The organism is Chitinophaga hostae, from assembly GCF_018224885.1.
Taxonomy (GTDB): domain Bacteria; phylum Bacteroidota; class Bacteroidia; order Chitinophagales; family Chitinophagaceae; genus Chitinophaga; species Chitinophaga hostae.
In genome coordinates this window covers 116,903-136,032 of sequence record NZ_JAGTXB010000011.1, presented here as the reverse complement: position 1 = coordinate 136,032, position 19,130 = coordinate 116,903, and the positions used below count along the sequence as shown (strand labels likewise).

The 19,130-nt window shown below is 48.3% G+C and carries 19 protein-coding genes; 8 read left to right on the top strand and 11 right to left on the bottom strand.

Annotation, left to right across the window (positions count from 1 at the left end; translation table 11 throughout):
* Positions 1-21: 21 nt before the first annotated feature.
* Together KE626_RS21585 and KE626_RS21580 are read right to left on the bottom strand one after the other, a co-directional pair.
* Positions 22-3,180 (bottom strand): efflux RND transporter permease subunit, encoded by a 3,159-nt coding sequence (locus KE626_RS21585; RefSeq protein WP_211975048.1) that lies wholly within the window; start codon positions 3,178-3,180, stop codon positions 22-24.
* A gap of 41 nt (positions 3,181-3,221) precedes the next feature.
* On the bottom strand, positions 3,222-4,361 hold the full coding sequence (locus KE626_RS21580) for an efflux RND transporter periplasmic adaptor subunit (RefSeq protein ID WP_211975046.1): 1,140 nt from the start codon (positions 4,359-4,361) through the stop codon (positions 3,222-3,224).
* 342 nt (positions 4,362-4,703) lie between these two features.
* Between KE626_RS21580 and KE626_RS21575 the strand changes: the two genes are divergently transcribed.
* On the top strand, positions 4,704-5,843 hold the full coding sequence (locus KE626_RS21575) for a TlpA disulfide reductase family protein (protein ID WP_211975044.1): 1,140 nt from the start codon (positions 4,704-4,706) through the stop codon (positions 5,841-5,843).
* Positions 5,844-6,061: 218 nt separating this feature from the next.
* Here KE626_RS21575 and KE626_RS21570 read toward each other — a convergent pair whose 3' ends face one another.
* From KE626_RS21570 to KE626_RS21555, 4 genes are all read right to left on the bottom strand, one after another.
* The gene (locus KE626_RS21570) at positions 6,062-6,478 is read right to left on the bottom strand and encodes a VOC family protein (protein ID WP_211975043.1); all 417 of its coding nucleotides are present in this window, start codon (positions 6,476-6,478) and stop codon (positions 6,062-6,064) included.
* A gap of 101 nt (positions 6,479-6,579) precedes the next feature.
* Entirely contained in the window at positions 6,580-7,686 is a 1,107-nt protein-coding gene (locus KE626_RS21565) for an ABC transporter permease (RefSeq protein WP_211975042.1), read from the bottom strand.
* A 14-nt stretch (positions 7,687-7,700) separates the two neighbouring features.
* Positions 7,701-8,468, bottom strand: coding sequence for a DUF1295 domain-containing protein (locus tag KE626_RS21560; protein ID WP_211975041.1), 768 nt, complete (start codon positions 8,466-8,468; stop codon positions 7,701-7,703).
* Positions 8,465-9,445, bottom strand: a complete 981-nt coding sequence (locus KE626_RS21555) for an NAD-dependent epimerase/dehydratase family protein (RefSeq protein WP_211975040.1) — start codon at positions 9,443-9,445, stop codon at positions 8,465-8,467. Before KE626_RS21555 ends, KE626_RS21560 begins: the two co-directional genes overlap by 4 nt.
* 125 nt (positions 9,446-9,570) lie before the next feature.
* Between KE626_RS21555 and KE626_RS21550 the strand changes: the two genes are divergently transcribed.
* The 4 genes from KE626_RS21550 to KE626_RS21535 all read left to right on the top strand — a co-directional run bounded on the left by KE626_RS21550 (position 9,571) and on the right by KE626_RS21535 (position 12,854).
* Positions 9,571-10,398 carry a helix-turn-helix domain-containing protein gene (locus KE626_RS21550; RefSeq protein ID WP_211975039.1) on the top strand — a complete coding sequence of 276 codons (828 nt, stop codon included), beginning with the start codon at positions 9,571-9,573 and terminating at the stop codon, positions 10,396-10,398.
* Positions 10,399-10,821: 423 nt separating this feature from the next.
* The gene (locus KE626_RS21545; RefSeq protein ID WP_211975038.1) at positions 10,822-11,727 is read left to right on the top strand and encodes an SMP-30/gluconolactonase/LRE family protein; all 906 of its coding nucleotides are present in this window, start codon (positions 10,822-10,824) and stop codon (positions 11,725-11,727) included.
* Positions 11,728-11,784: 57 nt separating this feature from the next.
* Positions 11,785-12,147: a hypothetical protein gene (locus KE626_RS21540; protein WP_211975037.1), complete on the top strand. Its 363-nt coding sequence runs from the start codon at positions 11,785-11,787 to the stop codon at positions 12,145-12,147.
* A gap of 65 nt (positions 12,148-12,212) precedes the next feature.
* Positions 12,213-12,854, top strand: a complete 642-nt coding sequence (locus KE626_RS21535) for a murein L,D-transpeptidase catalytic domain-containing protein (RefSeq protein ID WP_249207621.1) — start codon at positions 12,213-12,215, stop codon at positions 12,852-12,854.
* Here KE626_RS21535 and KE626_RS21530 read toward each other — a convergent pair.
* Both KE626_RS21530 and KE626_RS21525 read right to left on the bottom strand, forming a co-directional pair.
* A complete protein-coding gene (locus KE626_RS21530) occupies positions 12,837-13,841 on the bottom strand; it encodes a phosphotransferase (RefSeq protein ID WP_211975035.1) in 1,005 nt (334 codons plus the stop codon). The two genes, KE626_RS21535 and KE626_RS21530, sit on opposite strands and share 18 nt — an antisense overlap.
* Positions 13,842-13,871: 30 nt before the next feature.
* On the bottom strand, positions 13,872-14,408 hold the full coding sequence (locus tag KE626_RS21525) for a GNAT family N-acetyltransferase (protein ID WP_211975034.1): 537 nt from the start codon (positions 14,406-14,408) through the stop codon (positions 13,872-13,874).
* A 49-nt stretch (positions 14,409-14,457) separates the two neighbouring features.
* Between KE626_RS21525 and KE626_RS21520 the strand changes: the two genes are divergently transcribed.
* A complete protein-coding gene (locus KE626_RS21520; protein WP_211975032.1) occupies positions 14,458-15,135 on the top strand; it encodes a YiiX family permuted papain-like enzyme in 678 nt (225 codons plus the stop codon).
* A 28-nt stretch (positions 15,136-15,163) separates the two neighbouring features.
* Here the strand turns inward: KE626_RS21520 and KE626_RS21515 are convergent, their stop codons facing one another.
* The 3 genes from KE626_RS21515 to KE626_RS21505 all read right to left on the bottom strand — a co-directional run bounded on the left by KE626_RS21515 (position 15,164) and on the right by KE626_RS21505 (position 17,317).
* A complete protein-coding gene (locus tag KE626_RS21515) occupies positions 15,164-15,607 on the bottom strand; it encodes an SRPBCC family protein (protein ID WP_211975031.1) in 444 nt (147 codons plus the stop codon).
* A 38-nt stretch (positions 15,608-15,645) separates the two neighbouring features.
* The gene (locus tag KE626_RS21510; protein ID WP_211975030.1) at positions 15,646-15,984 is read right to left on the bottom strand and encodes an ArsR/SmtB family transcription factor; all 339 of its coding nucleotides are present in this window, start codon (positions 15,982-15,984) and stop codon (positions 15,646-15,648) included.
* 157 nt (positions 15,985-16,141) lie between these two features.
* A complete protein-coding gene (locus KE626_RS21505; RefSeq protein ID WP_211975029.1) occupies positions 16,142-17,317 on the bottom strand; it encodes an alpha/beta hydrolase-fold protein in 1,176 nt (391 codons plus the stop codon).
* A gap of 94 nt (positions 17,318-17,411) precedes the next feature.
* Here KE626_RS21505 and KE626_RS21500 point away from each other — a divergent pair, with 94 nt between their 5' ends.
* Positions 17,412-18,188: a GDSL-type esterase/lipase family protein gene (locus tag KE626_RS21500; protein WP_211975028.1), complete on the top strand. Its 777-nt coding sequence runs from the start codon at positions 17,412-17,414 to the stop codon at positions 18,186-18,188.
* Positions 18,189-18,204: 16 nt separating this feature from the next.
* The gene (locus KE626_RS21495; RefSeq protein ID WP_211975027.1) at positions 18,205-19,113 is read left to right on the top strand and encodes a DUF6929 family protein; all 909 of its coding nucleotides are present in this window, start codon (positions 18,205-18,207) and stop codon (positions 19,111-19,113) included.
* Positions 19,114-19,130: the final 17 nt, after the last annotated feature.

The following is a 19,130-nucleotide window of genomic DNA, read 5'->3' as shown; positions in this document are numbered from 1 at the left end:
TGTTTATGACAGGCGTTAATTTTAAGAGAGGGTCGGCGCTGTTTGCGGAGGCCCGTCCGTTTCATCTTCATCCTCTTCCGGTGCGCGCTTTATTTTTTCCTGGAATGTCTGGAAGACGATAAACAAAGCAGGGGTAATGAATATACCAAAAACAGTACCCACCAACATACCGCCCACTGCGCCTGTTCCGATAGACCGGTTGCCGTTGGCGCCCGCGCCGGTGGCCAGCATCAGCGGTACCAGGCCCAGGATAAAAGCAAAAGAAGTCATGAGAATAGGCCGTAACCTGGCCTTGGCGCCGCTGACCGCCGCTTCGGCAATGCTCATACCGCCTCTTCTTCTTTCTGCCGCATATTCCACGATCAGGATCGCATTTTTGGCCAGCAATCCAATCAGCATAATGAGCGTTATCTGCACATAAATATTATTGCTGATACCAAATATCATCGCAAATAGAAATGCGCCGGATATTCCTACCGGAATCGCCAGCAGGATGGCAAAGGGCAGCAGGTAGCTTTCATATTGTGCGCTGAGTAACAGGTATACGAAAATCAGGCAGAGAAGAAAGATAAAGATCGTTTGGCTGCTGCCCGCCAACTCCTCACGCGTGATACCGGAAAACTCAAAGGCAAAGCCCGGTGGCAGCGTTTCGGAAGCCGACTCCTGTATGGCAGCAATAGCCTGCCCCGAACTGTACGATGAATTGGGGGTACCGTTGATGCTGATGGAATTAAAGAGGTTGAACCGCGTAATGGACTGAGGGCCGTATGTTTGTGTAAGTGTTACAAACTCCGTGATCGGAACCATAACGCCCTCGGCTGTACGTACAAATACGGCGTTCATACTTTCCGGCGTCATCCTGTATTCCGGCGAGGCCTGTACCATTACCCGGTATTGCTGCCCGAATTGATTGAAGTTGGATGCATAGATGCCGCCAAAGTATCCCTGCATGGCATTGGTGATGTCCGTAACATTCAGCCCTGCATCCTTGATCTTCGGCACATTCACATTCATGAGGTACTGCGGAAAATTAGGATTGAAAGAGGTAGTGGCGAACTGTATTTCCGGCCGCTGGGTCAGTGCGCCCAGGAAGTCTTTGCTGACTTTGTAGAAATGTGCAATATCGCCCCCGGTTTTATCCTGCAGTTGGAATGCAAAACCGTTGGAAGCGCCAAACCCTTGTATGGTACCCGGCGCAAAGAATTTGATTTCTGCTTCAGTGATATCGGTGGCCTTTTTGTTTAATTCTTTAATGATCTGTTGTATCGTTCTTTTGCGCTGGTTCCACGGGATCAGGCGCATTACCACCATGGCGTAGTTGCTGCCGGCGCCGGAAAGCTGGCCGCGGCCGGTAACGGCCAGTACGTTGTTGATCTCAGGTACAGTGCCGGCGATCTTCTCAATTTTGCGCGCCACAATATCTGTCCGTTGCAAAGAGGCGTCTGGTGGCAGACTGATGTTGCAGTTAATAGTACCCAGGTCTTCTTCCGGTACAAAGGCAGTAGGCGTAAGCCGCGCCAGGATAAACAATCCCGCGCAAAACAGGCCCAGTACCGATAACGGGATCCATTTCCGTTTACTGAAAAACGTGAGGGTGCTGGTATAACGTGCAGTGAGTCGTTCAAATGCTACATTGAAAGCCTGGTAAAACCGTTGCAGGAAATTCTTTTTCGTATGCTCCTTCCCGTGAGGACGCAGGAAAATGGCGCAAAGCGCGGGACTCAGCGTCAGCGCATTAATGGCCGATAACACAATGGCAATAGCCAACGTAAGCCCGAACTGTTTATAAAAGATGCCGGAAGATCCCCCGATAAAACTCACCGGGATAAATACTGCCGACATCACCAGGGTGATGGATACAATGGCGCCGGAAATTTCATCCAGCGCATCAATGCTGGCTTTGCGGGCCGACTTATATCCCGTGTCCAATCGTGCATGCACGGCTTCCACGATCACAATGGCGTCGTCTACCACGATCCCGATGGCCAGTATCAGCGCAAACAGGGTGAGGAGGTTGATGGTAAAGCCGAATAATTTCAGGAAGAAGAAGGTGCCGATAATGGCCACGGGAACGGATATAGCCGGTATCAGGGTAGAACGGAAATCCTGCAGGAAAATGAACACCACTATAAATACCAGTATAAACGCTTCAAAGAGCGTATGCAATACTTTGTCGATCGATGCGGTCAGGAAGTCATCCACGTTTTGCAGCACTACATACTTTACTCCTTTGGGAAAAGTTTTGGAGGCATCATCCATTACCTTCAGCGTTTCGCGGATCACATCGCGGGCGTTGGAACCGGCTACCTGCGCTACGCTCACTGATACGGCCGGATAACCGTTGGTGCGGGTACTGTTGAAATAACTGAGGGCGCCCAGTTCTATCCGGGCCACATCTTTGAGGCGCAGTAAACGGCTGCGCAGATTGGACCGCAGGACAATATTGCCAAACTGCGTGGTATCTATGAGGGTGCCCGGATACTTGATGACATACTGAAAAGCCTGTCCGCCGCTTTCTCCAAACTGCCCGGGAGCAGCCTGTATATTCTGTTCCGCCAGTGCTGCGGTAATATCTGCCGGTATCAGCCCATAGGACGCCATGGCCTGGCTGTTCAGCCATATGCGCATGGAATAATCCATAGACCCCGACGCAGAAGCATCGCCCACACCTGGGATACGTTTGATGACCGGGGTGATATTGATGTCGGTATAGTTCTGTAAAAATGTTTGGTCAAAGGAGGGGTTGGTGCTGTATACCGAAAATATCAACAGGTTACTGGTTTGTTTTTTCTGCACGGTAACGCCTGCACGCGTTACTTCCTGTGGCAGCAGCGGAGTAGCCCTGGCCACGGCATTCTGCACATTTACGGCGGCCATGTTAGGATCGCTGCCTATTTTAAAACTTACCGTGATGTTGGCAGAACCGTCGTTGCCGGCGGTAGAGGTAATATAATCCATGTTCTCCACGCCGTTGATCTGCTGCTCCAGGGGTACCACCACACTTTTTAGTACCACATCTGCATTGGCGCCGCTATAGGAGGTTTGCACCTGGATAGTAGGCGGCGCAATGTCGGGGTATTGTGAAATGGGCAGCGATACCAGCCCCAGTATACCCAGGGTGACGATAATGATGGATACAACTGTTGATAATACCGGCCGCTCTATAAATCTTCTTAACATGATATTGTTTTAAATGGATCGGGCGAACATGATCCGTTTGCTCAGAGACTGTTATATACACTGTCGGCATTAACCATACGGGGATTGATCACCTGGTCTTCCCGCAGGTTGCTGATACCGTCGACTACTATTTTATCCCCTGCTTTTACGCCGTGTTGTACTACAAAAGCCTGTCCCGCCGCGGTAGCATTGGAACCTATATCTACCGAGCGCACTTTATTATCTGCATCCATCACATACACGAATAGTTTACCCTGGATCTGGTAAGTGGCTTTTTGCGGTACCAGCAGGGCCGTATCTATGGTATGGGGTACACGCACAATGGCGCTGCTGCCGCTGCGTACCAGTCCGTCGGGATTTTCAAAAGTAGCCCTCATATTCAATGCGCCGGTTTGCGGGTTAATCAGCCCGCTGGCGGTTTCTATGCGGCCTTTGCGGGGCAGGATAATACCATTGGCCAATACCAGCGATACCGGTGGCATGGTGGCCAGCTTGTCCTGCAGGGTGACGCCTTTGGAGGCCAGGAAAAAATCGAGTCCCTGCCGTTCATTGATGGAAAAATAGGCGTAGATCTGTGAAATGTTGGATACGGTGGTCAGTGGATTGGTAGTGGTACTGTTTACCAGGCTGCCGATTTTATAAGGAAGTATCCCTACCACGCCATCGGCCGGACTGGTAATCACCGTATAGCTTAAATTCGTTTTGGCATTGTTGAACGCCGCCTGGGCCTGGGCCAGGGCGGCCTGTTTGGATTGGAGGGTATAAACAGCTGCTTCCAGTTCGTAGGCGCTGACAATATCTTTTTCTACCAGCGGCTTTACCTTATTTACCTGCATCTGTGCGGAGTTTACATCCGCCACAGCTATTTTTATATTGGCCTGCGCGGTATTCACATTCTGCTCGTACTGCGGGGCGCTGATCCGGAACAACAGCTGCCCTTTTTTTACCGTGGCGCCTTCATCAATATAAATAGCTTCTACATAACCATCTATTTTGGGCCGGATCTCGATGTTCTGCATTCCCTGTACACTGGCGGGATAATCGGAGTTAATAACTGCGCTCTGCGGCTTTAGTACAATAACCGGGTAAGGCTTTACACCTGTTTGTTTGGTGCCGCTCTTATTGTTTTTACAGGCGCCCAGTACAATGATCAGCGCAAGCGCAATAGTACATTTACTCATAACATTACGGTTCGTTTAAGAAGAGCCACTCTTTTTGTTTTACAGTAACAGTGATCCCGGGATCAGCATTCCCGGTTACCGGACAATACAGACACCTTTCCCTTACCATGAGTAACTGTCCGTTTTGCGGTATTGTTCAAAAACGGGAGATAATTATTCCGCAGCTGCTACCGGAACCAGGAACAGTTAGACCGGGGCGTCGTTACGGGGTTTATTACCCCGATAGTTAAACTTTGTTAAACCTGCACCCGGTAAGGGATAGCGTGAAAAAATATAAGAAACGCTAAGATTTGGTGCGCTTCCGGCTTTACGGTATATAAACCAACTACCTAAACAGCATTTATGAAAACAGGGATGTTATTGGCAGCATTGGCCTTGCCAGCCATCAGCGCAGCGCAGCAGGCATATACTTTGAAAGGTACGCTTACCACCCGGGAGCCGGGGGCCAAAGCTTATCTCGATCGCCGTGTTAACGGTGAAACTTTCCTCGACTCTGCCGTTCTGAAAAACGGGCATTTCGAATTTAAAGGCACTGTAAAGGCGCCTTACCTGGCCATGCTGGTAGTGGATCACAAGGGCGCCGGACTCGCTAACCAGGGCATGGATATGGATCGCCGCCTGCTGTATCTCGATAAAGGCACTATCCTTATTTCGGGAAAGGATCAGATCAGCGACGCCGTTATCAGTGGTTCTGAAGTGAATAAGGAGCATGAACGGTACAAATTATTTATCTCCGCCTACGACACGGCGATGGCGGGTATCAACAGTGAATTTGGCGCGGCTACTGCTGCGCAGCGGAACGATACCGTATTTATGAATGGATTGAACGCCCGTTTCCACGAAGCTATCAATACAAAAAAGGGATTGCAACGTCGCTTTATCAGGGAAAACCCAGGTTCTTTTTTCAGCATTGTAGCACTAAAGGAACTGGCCGTGATGAATAACATGAACCTGGCGGAGCTTACACCAATGTATAACGGCCTCACTGCCGCATTGAAGAAAAGTCCTGCCGGGCAAGAGTTTTACCAGTCGATGGAAACGGAAAAAGCCCTTGGCATCGGTGCGCCTGCGCCGGACTTTACCCAGCCGGATATCCATGACAAACCGGTAAAGCTGTCGGATTTCAAAGGGAAGTATGTATTGCTGGATTTCTGGGCTTCCTGGTGTGGTCCCTGCCGCGCCGAAAACCCTAACGTGGTGGCCGCTTATAAAAAATTCCATGACCGGAATTTCGTGGTACTCAGTGTATCGCTGGATCAACCGGGTAAGAAAGCCGCCTGGCTGGGTGCTATTGAAAAAGACGGGCTGCAGGATTTTGTACACGTATCTGATCTTAAATATTGGGATAATGCCGTAGCGCGCCAGTATGGAGTGAGAGGGGTACCGACCAATTACCTGATAGCGCCGGACGGCAGGATCATTGCCAAAAATCTGCGCGGCGATCAGCTGGATAAGCGCTTAGGGGAGCTTGTTTCGCGTTAGGGCGGAGCGCCTTCGGCGCTTGTCTTTGGGCAGGATTTATGTGATTAAAATGATTGTACTGATTTTATTTCTTTTTTTGAGAGAAGCTAACTTTTTTTCGAAAGTATTCGTCAAAAAGATAAAGGCCCGGATCGGAAAAAGCTAAAATCAGTACAATCATTTTAATCACATAAATCCTGCCCAAAGACAAGCGCCGAAGGCGCCCCCATCCGCTTCAGTTACTGCACATAATCAAAGTTGATCAGCCACTGTATGCCGAACTTATCGTTAAACATGCCGAAATAGGCATTCCAGGGTGCTTTGGCCATGGGCATATAAGGATTGCCGCCGGCAGAAAGAGCGTTGAAGAGTTTGTCGGCTTCCGCTTCGCTGCTGGCCTGTATGGAAACGGTGTACTGGTTGCCTGCTGTAACCGGACCCATGCTGTCGTGTGCGTCGCTGCCCATTAAAACACTTCCTTTGCCGATAGGCAGGGCTACGTGCATGATTTTATCTTTATCGCCGGGACCACACATCTCGGGCATTTCGCCAAAACGGGCAAGGGTTTGGAATTCGCCGCCAAATGCGGCTTTGTAAAAGTCGAAGGCTGCTTCACAGGTGCCGCCGAAAGTTAAGTAAGGATTGACTGCTGCCATGATGAGTTGTTTTTGGAATTACTGTTAATATTTCAAAGGTATTATGATCCCTGTAAACGCAGGGTGGCCGGGCAAGACAATCATAGGGGGTAATTGTGACATCATTCCCATTTAAAGGACTTTACCGACAGTACGGCAATGAGCGCTGCCCAAAGTATTAAACCTGTTAACTGTACCGGTATCTGCCAGATATGCAAGCCTTCAAATGCAATCTTGCGCAATCCATCCACAAAGAAAGTAAGGGGCAGCAATTCGCAAAAAGTACGCAACCACACCGGGTAATTATCTACCGGAAAAAATAACCCGCATAACAATATCTGTGGTACGGTCAGGGTATTGGCTACAGGAGCAATGGAGCTTTCATTGCGGATGAGTCCACTGATAATAAAACCGATCCCCATAAATATGATCAGTCCGAAAACCGATAGCAGCAACATTTCCAGGAAAGTAAACAGGCCATTAACCAACGTAAAATCAAACGCGAAATAGCCCAGTGCGGTGATCACCACAAAGCAGATGATCTGGAACAGCAGCCGGCTGATCATTTCTCCCAGCAAGAGGAAAGAGCGTTTTATAGGCGTAACGTAGATGCGTTTCAGCACCAGGGTATGCCGCAGGTTAAACAGCAGGAAAGCGGAACCGAAAACACCGGCCATCAGCAATGAAAAGCCCAGTTGCCCGGGTAAAATAAAATCAATCTGCCGGTACACGCGACCGGGAATATTTACCAGGTGTACGCTGGCAGCCATCGGTTGATCGGGCAACAGGTGGCGGTTCACCCGGCTGGCGGCTTCCTGCAGTGCCGCCTGTATCAGCGGCAATTTATCGGCTACCGCGCCGCTGCCCAGCAAATCAGTACTTATCTGTGGCACGCCGTTTACCCGTGTTGGAGGATGCAGGTATAATATACCGGCGATCCTTCCTTTTTTCAAATCGGCCAGCATAGCGGCAGAATCGCTGCCGTAGGATAAATCAAATATTTTGATGCCCTTTACCGCCGCATACATAGGGCTGCTGCTGTCGCTGTGGGGCGACAATACAATTTTTACTTTTACAGCGGTGCTGTCGACCATGGCGCCAAACACCGTTACAAAGATGACGGGGAATAACAAAGCAAATACGATGGAAGTAGGACTGCGCAACGTGGCGATAAGACTCGCCTTTGATAATACCAACGCTGCTTTAAACTGACTATATTTCTTTGACATACGCTGCTTTAATGTTACCAGATAAAAGGTAATAATGCTTTACGATTGGCCGGGTATCCGGGAAATTGCTGCCGGTACCAGCGATGGTTTGCCAGCGCGCGGGGTATAAGGTTGGCGCAGGTCCAGATAAAAAAGGCCAGCGCAGGCAGGCTCCACGTAAGCAGGGCGTATCCGCCCCATTCCAGCATTTCGCCCGCCAGGTTAGGGGAGGAAATGTATTTGAAAATACGACCCTGCGGTATTTTATAACCGGTATCATTTTTTTTCCGGAGCTGTATCAGCTGGTAGTCTGCACGCCAGTTGATCAGCATACCGCTCAGAAAAAGGATGGTACCTGCTATAAAGGCAGGTGTGGTATACCAGCTATCGGGGTAATGACCGAAAACCGCAAACCAGATGCCCAGCAGGGAGCCGTTTACAGTATTAAATAACATGGCAGACAACATAATCACCACCGGCATTTTTTTTCCTTTGGTACGTATCATGAACGGATATACGAAACTGCGATGCAGGTAATGTAGCAGGAATAGAAAAATCATAACACCGGCAGGACTTTGCCAGTTAAAAGTTTTCACGGGTATCCAGGTAAAAAAGGAAACGAGCACGGTGGCTTCCATCAGTAGCCAGGCTAATTTGTTGCTGATCATGGGACCCCATTGTTCGTTGCTGTAACGTCCGTAGGGCGCCTCTTTGCGTAGGAGGTATAATCCTGCGCCAATGCCGGTAACGGCCCAGCAGCAAATAAAAATAATATATCCGCGGAGTGGTAAATAGTCAATCATCTGATAGCGCCGGTTTTTTTGAACCAATCAATAGTGTCCTGCAGGGTTGCTGTAAAAGCGCGGGGCCGGAACTTTAGTTCGGCCCGGGCCTGCGAATGATTTATTTTTTTATTGCTGTAAATAAGGTTGTATACAGACTGCCTCGTATAAAACGGCGCACCGCCACGCAAACGGGCCAGCATCCTCACCAGGGGCAGCAGGCTGAATACCAGCCACAAAGGTACTACCGGCAGCGATATCCTTTTTCCCTTTATCCTGCCTATTTCCCGGCTGAGGGTAACCAATGATGCCCATTCACCGCTTAGCAGGTAGGCTTTGCCCGGCGTGCCGCTGCTCATAGCACTGACGATAGCGCCTGCCACATCCCTCACATCCACAAAATCAACACCACCCGGAAACAGGGCTGGTATTTTCCTGTTGTAGATATTAACCACCGCTTTACCTATCAGTGAAGGCTGTTGATCATAAGGCCCCATTACGGCAGTAGGCGCCAGTACGATCACTTCCATGCCATTGCCGTTGTATTCCAGCGCAATGGCCTGTGATACGGCCTTGGAATGGTCGTAGCTGTGTTGCTGGTCATTTGCCGGGGGGCGGGTTTCATCCATCGGCTCATCGTAAGGCGCCTGGCTATAGGCAGTGACGGAGCTGAGATGGATAAATCTTTTTACGCCGGCCTGGAGCGCGGCGGCGGCCAGGAGCCGGGTACCGCCGGTGTTTACCCGGAAGAGCGTTTCATCCGGCGCATCATTTACCGAGATCATGGCAGCCAGGTGTATCACCACATCTGCACCTTCTACCAGGTTCTGTAAACTGTCATTATCTAACAGGTTTCCATATACGAATGTAACTCCGTCCGGACTACTGTCCGGCAATGGTTTCCTGGTGAATACTTTCAGGGTATGTCCGTTGGATAATAATAAAGGCGTGAGCACAGTACCTATATAACCGGATGCACCTGTTATTGCGATTCTCATGTTTAAATATAAAATATATTAGCCGGTAAAAGATACCCCAAATCGGTCTCATTGGCTGTCTTTTTTATTTATATTTGTCCGGAGAGGAATCTGTACTGAGCACCTATAGCCGAAGAATATGTCCAATGAAATCAAAAGTTTATAAGCCACATCCGGCATTGCAGGATCTTGTGCATTGCATCAGTATTTACGGGGTAGACTTTACCCAAACGCCGGGGCTGACAAACATTTACCGGTTTGTGCCCGCTTATCAGCGTTATATTATTTTTTACCTCGAAGATCCGATCAAAGTATTGAAGCCCGGTAATGACGGATATATCACGAAAGCAGCCTGTGTAACCATTGGTCCCCAGGATCAGGCAGTCACCCTGGATATGGGACGCCGGCACCTGGCGCTGTGCATCGCCTTTCAACCAAGTGGGCTGCACCGGTTGTTAAGAATCCCTATGTCTGAAATATATGAGCAGGATTTTGATACCAGTCTGCTGCTGGGCAGCGAAATTGCGGAGATCACCGAACGGCTCAGGGAGGCAGATAACTGGGATCACATGATAAGTATCGTGGAGTTCTATCTCCTGAAAAGGGTGTCGGGGGTGAAGCCGTTACTGCCGGTAGACCAGGCCATGGCTGCATTGGTAGGGTCATCGGGAAATGTCAGTATGGAGGAACTGGCCTCCCTGGCCTGTTTGAGCCTGCGGCAGTTTGAACGGAAATGTACCGAACGGCTGGGCATGCCCCCAAAGCAATATGCCCGGTTGATACGTTTCTGTAAGGCATACCAGCTGAAGGAATTGTTTCCGCAGAAAACATGGACGGAAATAGCCTACCACACTGGTTATTATGACCAGATGCATTTTATCCGCGACTTCAAAAAATTTGCCGGCGTTACGCCCTCCTTTATCCACGAAGAAGAATTACAGCACACCATCCGTCTGCATAAAATAATGAGATGAGCACAAAAATGTCGTTTTTGTACTATGTGGAGGTCGTTACTCACGATAACTTTGCCCTCGTAATCAGTACAAGACCTGACCGGAACGCCATTCTAAAATCGGGTAATAGAAGTCATCCAGCGTTGGTTACCCCAAAATTATTTTGTTAACTGAGGTTCATCTCTTACACTGTCACAAATTTCCAATTTACCATTTTATCGACCATTGGACTGGTATCGAATGATATTTTGTTGTGCTATTAATTATTCCTATGCTTCTTGAAGCGGGTCATGTTTATGATCAGCAAACCGGCTGTGATCGGCAGCCAGATTACTTTGTGGATAAACGCTATCGAGCGTTTATCCTTTTTGTTGGAGGGTATCCGTTATTTTTAGAAAAAATTCTGCCACTTAATTATTACAATTGTAGAAATTGAGGATCATCATGAAATGCAGCTTTTATTCCACGTTGTTATTAGGTCTTTGCTATTGTATGAATGTCCGGGCAGCCCACCCCGATTCTATTCCCGCCACAGTGGCCGATAACGCCACGCTGGAACTTGTTTCAAAACAATTTGCGTTTACAGAAGGGCCAGTGGCTGATAAAAAAGGGAATATCTTTTTTACTGACCAGCCCAATAATAAGATATGGAAATATGATACCCGCGGACAGTTGTCCGTTTTCCTGGACAAAGCTGGTCGCTCCAACGGATTGTACGTAGATCGTAAAGGCAATATCATTGCCTGCGCAGATGAGAAGGATGAGTTGTGGTCCATTTCTCCCAAAGGAAAAATAAAAATACTGGTAAATAATTTCGGAGGACACCAGCTCAATGGGCCCAATGATGTTTGGGTAGCGCCAGGGGGCGGCATTTATTTTACAGATCCTTATTATCAGCGTGATTACTGGGAGCGCAAACAACCGGATATAAAAGAAGAAAGGGTGTACTACCTGGCGCCGGGCGCCAAAGAGCCGATCATTGCGGCGGAGGACTTTGTAAAACCCAATGGCATCATTGGCACGCCGGATGGCAAACAGGTATACGTAGCAGATATCAATGGCGGTAAAGTATATCGTTACAGCGTAAACAGTGACGGTACTTTATCGCGGCAGCAGCTCATGGCTTCCAAAACCACTGATGGCCTGGCGCTGGATGATAAAGGTAATTTATACCTGTGCGGCAACGGGATTACGGTGGTCAGCAAAGAAGGAGAGCAAACCGGTTTTATCCCGGTACCCGAAAGCTGGACCGCCAACGCCTGTTTCGGCGGAAAGAACAATGATATCCTGTTTATCACAGCCGGGAAAAGTATATATACGCTGAAGATGAAAGTAAAAGGAGGAGAATAACATCGCTGGTTTTGCGGGAAGTTGTAATATTGCGGTGTCAAACAAAAACATACCGTTATGTCAGTTGCGATGGATATTATGCGTGCCCTGGACCCCGCCGGGTTGGAAAGATTTAAAATTGAACTGGATACACCGGCGCAACCGGAAAAGATAGGAGAGGTGTGGACGCTGAAAGTAGTGCCTTTTGAACATACCGACACCAGCAGGAAAGCTTTTAACCAGTTGTTCGATAATCATAAAACCGCCAAATCATGGGTGGTGGAAAATAAAGCGGAAGCGATTGCCGTAGTACAGGAACTGTACCTGCAATATGCCGATAAATTACCGCAGCCTTTTGATGCGCAAAAATTAAATATCGACCATTACCCCGCCACCGGCCGGTATTCTATTCTTATTCATATCAGGGAGATCTGGGAATAACACTTATGCATCCGCTTTTTTTTGCGGATGCATATGGAAAATATTTTTGTCAGCATCTGTATGATATGACAGGTACATCAGCATGGTACAGGTGTGGAGTCGCCCTGCTTTTAGCGGGTTGTTTCTTTGCATGCAAAGAAAAGAAGCCTTCCCCCCATATTACACCACCGGTAGCAGCCGCACCGTCTTTGCCCATGGTACCGGATATGGCTACACTCCGTCACAAGGCGCAGGTACTGCAGGAATACGCCGTTAAGCATGGTTATAACACCCATTATGCCTTCCTGGCAGACTTCAGCGTGTTTTCCGGTAGAAAGAGATTTGTTTGCTATGACCTGGAGCGGCATCGTATTATCAGCAGTGGTTTGGTAGCGCATGGGCAGGGGCCTGATTTCAGGGCGGAAAAAGCCGTGTTTTCAAATGTACCCGGCAGCCGTTGTTCCTCACCCGGTAAATATCGTATAGGCGGCAAGTATAGTGGCCGCTTTGGAACAGCGTATAAGTTATACGGACTGGACAGCACTAACAGCAAAGCCTTTGAGCGTTTTGTAGTGCTGCATAGTTATTGGGCGGTGCCCGGGGAAGCGCAGCAGCAGGGGATTTGCCGCAGCGATGGTTGCCCTATGCTGAACCCTGCTTATCTTGCTACGTTGGAACCCTACCTGGACAAGGCTTCCCGCCCGGTATTATTATGGATTTACCGTTGATGCGGCAGGCAGATATAGTTCATAATAACGTTTAACCAGCACCGTTATAAACCGTTTCAGGTACGCCTCGTTGAGGAACGAATTAGACCAGTTGTCGTAACGCTGGCATTGTATGCCGAGGTAAAAGAAATACATGCATACACCCAGCATCGGTAACAAACGTTTTTCTTCTTCGCTGATAGGGAGTACAGCATTATAGCCCTCCAGGAAGCGATCCAGTTTTGCCTGGCATTCGGGCATTTCGCGGATCAGGCTATGAAGCTGCAGGATGTAATAGGCGATATCAAGGCATTGCCAGCCGTTTCCGCAGAAGTCAAAATCAAAAATGGTGATCTGGTTATCGTGATTGATATTCATGTTATCAAACCAGATATCCATATGTACTACGCCCTGCCTGATTTTGCTGGTGTCGGCGGCGGCATATGCCCGGAGCAGGTATTGCTGCGCGCTGAGCAGGAATGCCATTTCAGGCGTATCGGCATCAAGGAATTTTTTTACCTGCTCCAGGGAGTCTTCCAGTAAAATTTTCGAGGTATAGGTGACCCGGTTCAGCGGCAGTTGCTGCGTGAGCTGATGCATGCGTGCCATAACGGCGCCGGTTTTAAAATGTATTTCATCGGCGTAATGGGTAAGCTTTTCACCGGCGGCATAAGTAAATAGTACGCCAAAACGCTCTCCCTCCGGAGCTTGCAGTGTTTGGATATAATTACCGGTAGCATCAGCTACCGGCCAGGAAACAGGGATGCCCTGATCTTTCAGTAATATCAACAGGCGCAGCTCTTCCGAAATTTCTTCCCGGGTTCTCCACTGCAGGCTATATACACGGAAAACGTATTTACCGGTATCGGTGGTCACCTGGTAAGTATCGTTCACTCCCGATTTGATCAGGCGACAAGCAACACCGGGTGCTGTATGGTACTGCGTTTGCAGGAACAAAGCCAGGTGTGGCGCAGAAAGATTAGAACTGGTAACGGGGAAAGGATTCATAAGCCGCGCTTTGAGTTGAAAAAGATAATGTTATTGTAATCTTTGCAAGGGCAAATTTAAGCGCATAAGAATATCTGTTTGTTGTTCGTTGCCCAGCATAAATGAATGTTTGTCGAAGTCAAAGAAACCGTTTTTCCGGTAAAAGGCAATTGCTTTGGTATTGTGTTCCCATACACCCAGCCAAAGGAAGGGGGCTTTGTATTCCGAGGCGATTGTCAATGCCTGGTTGAAGAGATGTTGCCCGATCTGCTGGCCCTGATGCGATTGTAATACGTATATGCGTTCCAGTTCGACCGCCCTGCTATTGAATTGTTCGGTTTGGGCGCTTCTGAAATTCAGCTTCATATAGCCTACCGGTTGGGTTTTCAGCATGGCAAAATAGAATTCGCTGTCGGGGTTGGTCATTTCGGCTGTTAGTTTTGGGATATTGAAGCTTTCCTGCAGGTACTGCTTCATATTTTCCGGGGTATTTTGGGCGGCAAAACTCTCCATGAATGTTTGTTTACCAAGCTGCTGCAATAGTTCCACCTCCGCAGTAATGGCGGGCACGATAAGTAAGTTGTTCATTTTTTGTGGCTTATAAATAATAGGATCTATTTTTACAAAAATATCGGGTATGACAGTTTTCAAAAAAGCGACGGTCTCCATCCTGTTGCTGCTGGCGGTTGCCAGTGCACTGGTAGCAGCGCGTACGCTTGGGTCAAATACATTTATTTCAAAAAAATTGCCGGTAGCTACGCCGGATGTACAGGAAGGCGATATTATTTTTCAGATCTCGGAATCAGATTTAAGTACCGCTATTCAACTGGCAACACACTCCAAATATAGTCATTGCGGGATAATTTTTAAACAGAATGATGATCAATGGTATGTTTATGAGGCGCTGCAGCCCGTGAGGTATACGCCGTTGCGGCAATGGATAGCGCGGGGAAAGAACGGGCATTTTGTAATAAAGCGGCTGAAAGATGCCGGCACAGTGCTTACGCCACCGGTGATCAGCAAAATGAAGGCAGCCGGAAAAGAGTATAATGGGAAAGATTATGATTTCTATTTTGGTTGGTCAGATGAGCGGATCTATTGTTCCGAACTGGTCTGGAAAATATATAAGGCCGCTACCGGGCTGGAAATAGGGCGGCTGCAAACGCTCCGTGAATTTGACCTGAACAGCACTGCGGTAAAACAGCAGATGAAAGCCATCTATGGCAGCCAGATCCCATTAGAGGAGAAGATTATTTCCCCGGTCGCCATGTTTGAATCGCCTTTGCTGGTAACGGAAGCAGCTGTTAGCCATTAGCTTTTAGCTAACAGCTAATGGCTGTCAATCAGCCAACCGGCGATTCTTTGGCCAGGAAATCTGTCAAACTGGTGCCGAGTATATATGTCCATCCTTTTGTAAAACTTTCCACATCAAAAGCAGGATCCTGCTTGCCGGGGAAGCTGTCAAGACCGGTATGGGTTAACTTCAGTCTTGTTTTGCTGCCTTCGGGAAACAGCTCCCAGGTTACTTCGGAGTTGCCGGGGTAGTTTTCGTATCTCCAGGTATAGCTGAGTTTTTTACCGGGTTCTACTGCTGTTATTTTGCAGAGATGTGTATATTTTTTCTCCGGACTACCAGCTTCAAAACTGAATTCAAAGCCTACCACCGGCTCAAACGCCGGGAGCTGGAAATACCATTGTTTCATTTTATCGTTGTCGGTAATAGCTTCCCATACAGCTTTTACAGGAGCGTTTAACGTACGTTCAATGACGAGTGGACTGTTACTCATAATGAATGATTTTGTTATAGATGAACAAAGAAAAATGACTATTGTTTTTTTCTGCGGGGATTGACCGGACGGGCGGGTTTACCCAGGAAATTCTCCAGCGCATCCAGCTTGTCCATCCAGAAAGTATGGTACTGCGCCGTCCAGTCGGCCACCGTTTTTAATTGCTTCAGGTCCGCGCTGCAATAGCGTTCCCGGCCATCCTGTTTTATCGTTACCAGCCCGCATTCTGTTAATATCCTGATATGTTTCGATATCGCCGGGCGGCTGATGTCAAAGTTGTCGGCGATGCTGTTGAGGTTCAGCGTGGCATTTGCCAGCAAACCAATGATCTGCCGCCGGGTAGGATCAGCTATCGCCTGGAATACATCTCTTCTCAAAGGAATCTGTTTTAAATGGTGTAACCTTTCAGTTATAAATATACGTAACCAAATGGTTACGCGAAATTTTTTTCGGGAGAAGGGGGGCCTGTAAAAAATGTATAACTGCTGAAATGAAACGTACTACTTTGAAGCAAGAGCTAATGGCAGAGGACATTTATTTTTGTACGTTGTTTTCCAGCTTTTTCAGTGTTTCCCTTCTTTCTTCATTGTATGGGTCGAGCTCAACGGCTTTCCGGTAGTATCTGATAGCAGCCTCTTTATCTCCTTTTACCAGGCACGCTTCTCCCATACTATCATAAACATTAGCCGACCGTGGGTAGTTACTGATATTGTGCCGGAAAATATCCAGTGCTGTATCAAAATTTTTTAGCTCCAGTTGTTTGTAACCACAGGAATTGACAAAGTCTTCATTGGGTTTGATATCGTATCCGAATTCGGTGGACAGTTTTTTGAAGTGGGTAACAATGGAAGTATAATCCGATATGGTGGTACTTTGGTCAAAATCCACATGCCAGTTGGCATAAATAAACCTCAGTCCGTCGTACATGGCTTTGAGTGGCATGGAGAAATGGTCTTCATCGGGGTAGGACTTAAAATCCCATTTGAGTTCCGGACCAGCAGCGTTTTTTAGCTGTAGTAGCAGAGAATCTATTTTGTCTGGTTTTTCATCGCCAAGGGCCAGGAACATACGCATTTTCAAGTCCTGGTTTTTTTGCAGGAAAGGGGTGACGTCGGACAGGATTTTATTATTACCGCCATAAAAAGCAGGGCTCATGATGATGCTGGCCTGGAACAGGGAGGGAGCAGTTATTTTGCAATATACGGCAAAGAGGCCGCCCAGTGAGGCCCCGGCGAGTATACGGAAAGGGTGTGTGCGGTAGTGGTGATCGATGTAGGGGGCCAGTTCTGTTTGAAGGAACTCGAGGAACTTCCCGCCTCCACCGGTAGTAGCGAGACTACTGTCTATTTTATCGTTGATCACCAGCGAATGAATAGGGGTGAAGTCCCTGCGCCTGTCTGTATTGACAATGCCGACAATAATGACGGGAGGCATCCTGCCGCGGTTGACGAGGTATTCTACCAGGGCGTCGGTGTACTTAAAATGGACTTCACCGTCCAGGAGGTACAGGACCGGGTATGCTTCACCGGAGTCATTATAGCCCACTGGTGTGGATATCCACAGCATCCTGTTTTCCTGGAGTACTTTTGAAAAAATGCGTACGTGCGACTGGTGGGTAGGTGGAATGCTGTCGTTCGCCTGGGAGAACGCTGATGGAATTATGAAGCAAACTATTACAGCTATTGTAACGGCGATATAAGTACGTTTCATCTCCTAAGATAAGAGTTCTTTGGCTTAATCGTTACACATAAATACCCAATTATCCGCTGAACATATTATTTTAGAGGATTGAATGCTTACAGTTATGAAAAACAGACTTTTCTTTTTCGCGTGCCTGCTTTGCCTGCTTGGCAGCATGACGGCGATGTCGCAGTCAAAACAAATAGACATCGTTTTTATTGGTAACAGTATTACACATGGAGGCGGACTGGCACACCCGGAGCAGGACGCACCGCCGGTGAAAGCCTGCGAATGGCTGAAACAAGCCATGCCCGTTGCAGCCTTCAATTTCAGCAACCAGGGCGTAAGCGGTTCCACTACGGTAGATTTTTTGCCCGCTACCAATCGTTTATTCAATAACGTTATAAAGGCTGCTGATGTGTTTAAAAGCGATAAAGATGCCACCCTGGTGTTTTCCATGGTATTAGGTACCAACGACAGCGCTATTGAGGGACCCAATGGCTCGCCCGTATCGCCGGCCGACTATAAAACAAACGTGATTACTATTGTAGACCGCCTGTTAAAGGATTATCCCGGCTGTATTGTTATTTTACACCATCCTACCTGGTATAGCCCCAATACCCAGAACAGTTCCCGTTATCTGGCAGAAGGACTGGCGAGACTGCAGTCCTATTTCCCGGTATTAAAAGCTGTTGTTGCCGGCTATCGGACTACGCATCCCGGGCAGGTGTACACCGGTTACACCGGCGGATTCAAATATTTCCGGCAACATCCTGAACTCTTTATCCAGGAACACGGAAAAGCAGGTACCTTTCAGTTGCATCCCAATGAAAAGGGCGCCGCAGAACTGGGTGTTTTCTGGGCAAAAGCGATAAAGGGGGTGGTAACGAAATTAAAATAACTTACCTGCAAGTTTCATGAAAGCAGCTATTACCTTACTGTATACATTGCTGTTGCCTGATTTTCCGTCAGCGTCGGCGATAGAATATTTCAACGGCAAACTGTACGTGGTAGGCGACGATGCCACCTGCATCCTGGTGCTGGACCGGGATTACGGGGTACTCAACAGCATCCCGGTCATGACTGCTGCCGGCAAAAGAATACCCAAAAAAGAGAAACCGGATTTTGAGGCATCTGCATTAATACAGTTGCAGGGTAAGCATCACCTGATGGTATCCGGTTCGCTGGCAACAGAAAAGCGGCGCAGGATATTACTGGTGGCGCTCGAAGAAGAGCGCACCGGCATGCAGCAGCTGGATTACCCGGCTGCCTTTATCAGGCAACTGCTGGCCGCCGGGATTAATGAGCTGAACATAGAAGGGGCTACAGCAGTGGGCAACAGGCTGCTGCTCAGCAACCGGGGAAATGATACATTCCCGGTTAACCAGGTGATCGTTACCAGCAATGATTTCTGGAAAAGTGAAATGCCGGATCAGTTTTCCGTATTACCGTTAACGTTAGTAACGCCGACGCGGGTATTTGCAGGCGTATCGGAGTTGTGTTATGTGCCCGGGAAGGATATGTTGCTATGCACATTGTCGTCAGAAGCCACCGCCAATGCGTATGACGACGGCGCCATCGGCGACAGCTATATTGGCTGGATCAGTAACATCTCCCAAAAACTTTCCGGTACATCGCTGACGATGGAAGGATGGTTGAATCTTTCTGCCACACACCCGGCATTTAAGGCAGAAAAGATGGAGGGCATCTGCGTGGAAAGTGTTGATGGCAATACATTGCTGCTTCACCTGGTATCTGATAACGATGGGGGAGAAAGCCGCTTATTTAAAGTGACGTTGTCGTTCTTTCCGAACGAAGCAGTCTGATGGATGTGATTTAAACA